Source organism: Leptotrichia sp. OH3620_COT-345 (genome assembly GCF_003932895.1).
Taxonomy (GTDB): domain Bacteria; phylum Fusobacteriota; class Fusobacteriia; order Fusobacteriales; family Leptotrichiaceae; genus Pseudoleptotrichia.
The window spans coordinates 1-2,027 of record NZ_RQYW01000049.1 but is presented as its reverse complement, the minus strand read 5'-3'; the positions used below and the strand labels follow the sequence as shown (position 1 = coordinate 2,027).

Here is a 2,027-nt window from a genome sequence, read left to right as displayed (position 1 = left end):
TGAGTAAACTCTTTATCAAGTAATGTACCCGTTCTGTTTATTCTCTGTTGTACATTTGCATACTGATGTCCCATCATTTCATCTGTTGCCTGATAGAACAATGTTTCCTCATTATTTCCTATTCCGTTTAATTTATTAAACAAATGTTTCTCTCTTGAATCAAGAGCATTCATATCATATCTTTGTTCAAGTCCGTTAAGGAAATTATATGTATCCGTTTTTTCAACCGGTGTCGGTTTATTCCCTGCAAAGGCTGTATACGGCATTTTTGCCAGATATATGTTCTTTATTAAACCTGTCGCCTGATCTATTGTTGCCGTCGCCATCCATGTCAACGCTCCTGAATATATCTTCCAACTTGTTATCTGTGGATTTGACAATATCGCATTATTATACGGTGATATTATCTGACTGTTTCCACTAAGTAAAATATATCTGCTGTTTGTAGCTTCTCCCGCTTCAGAACCTATTATTAAATCCGCCTCTGTTGTCTTTATCGCACTTAATCCACCTATAGGATTTGTTCCTTTTAATGTATCTATATACATTCCGAAAGATGAACTTAACGGATTTCTATGACCTATCGCATTCACTACTTCAACTATTGGTTGCTTTATTCCGTCTTTCGTTATTGTTGCTGTCGGTGACTTCGCCGGTGCATGTATTTCCACTCCTGAAACTCCTTTACCTGTCGGTTTGTTTCCAGGGGTAAACTCTTTCTTAGCCCCTCCTGCCAATGTAAAGTTTCCATAATTCTTTATTATTCCTCCGGGTGCTACGAAAAATGCATAACCTCCTGAAGAATCTATATGCATATTTCCTGTGTTTGTAAACGTCGCTCCTTTTCTTACAGCTATTCCAACTGCTCCTTTCGGACTACCTACCGTTGTTATCGTTCCACTGTTAAAGCCTTCCGCTCCGTTGTCAAGGTACATCCCTATCGCTCCGTCTCCTCCAAGATTTATAACTCCTCTATTTTCAGCTATTGAACCTGCTCCTGTTGCATACATACCTATACTGCTTGTTCCATTTACATTAATTACTCCGTCATTATAAATTTTTCCTGTGTCGGATGTCTCATAACCTGCTGCCATACCTATTCCAAATTTACTGTTACCCGGATCGGAATCTCCTATTGTTATAGTTTTCCCTGCCATATTTGTCGCTGTTCCGCCATTTATACTGTATATCCCTACATTTCCTACTCCTGTTCCGAAGTTTATGTCTGCATTATTTACTATAGTTCCTGCTCCATACACTCCGTAATTTTCATTCCCCGTAGAACTTAATACAGTATTATTGAATATCTGACCTGTTCTGTCATTTGAATAAATATATACAACATCATTTCCTAATGTTACATTTGCAGTATTACTGTTTAATGTATTTCCTCCGGCAGCATTCTTTATTACAAAACCGTATGAACTGTCGCCTATGTTAATTGATGAAGCATTGTTATTTATCGTTCCTCCAGTTCCTACATAATATACTCCCACTGCTTCCTGAGTTCCTGTTGTCAATGTTCCTCCTACAGTTACATTTCCTCCTTTAGAATAAACTCCCGTAGCTCCGGCTCCAACTGTTGTAACAGATGTTGCTCCCAACTCTGCTCCATATCCATATATTCCTACTGTTCTGTCTCCACCTTGTATTGTGCCGTCATTTTTCAATATTATTGTTCCCTGTTCCGTAAACATTCCTACATTAGGATTATTAGGGTCAGATGATGAAGATAATTTTATTGTCCCTTCATTCAATGCAGTATAAGAACCTGTACCTGTCGCATAAATTGCTGTCGACTTATCCCCGTTCAATTCTATCAGTCCTGTTGAACTATTTTTTAATACCTTATTATTATAAGGACTGTCAAACGTTATTCCTATCGCATTATTACCTGTCGCTTCTATCTTACCTGCATTTATTACTCCTCCTGCAAGCCCATGATTAGGACCTGTAGGTTCCGCTTTATAATATATTCCCGTAGAATCTTCACCTATTTTTATTGTGCCGTCATTACTTACTGTTCC

1 pseudogene is annotated in these 2,027 nt (G+C 38.1%); it reads right to left on the bottom strand.

Features of this window, described 5'->3' with window-relative positions:
- Positions 1–2,027, bottom strand: a pseudogene (locus EII29_RS12245) (autotransporter domain-containing protein); the annotation flags it as partial.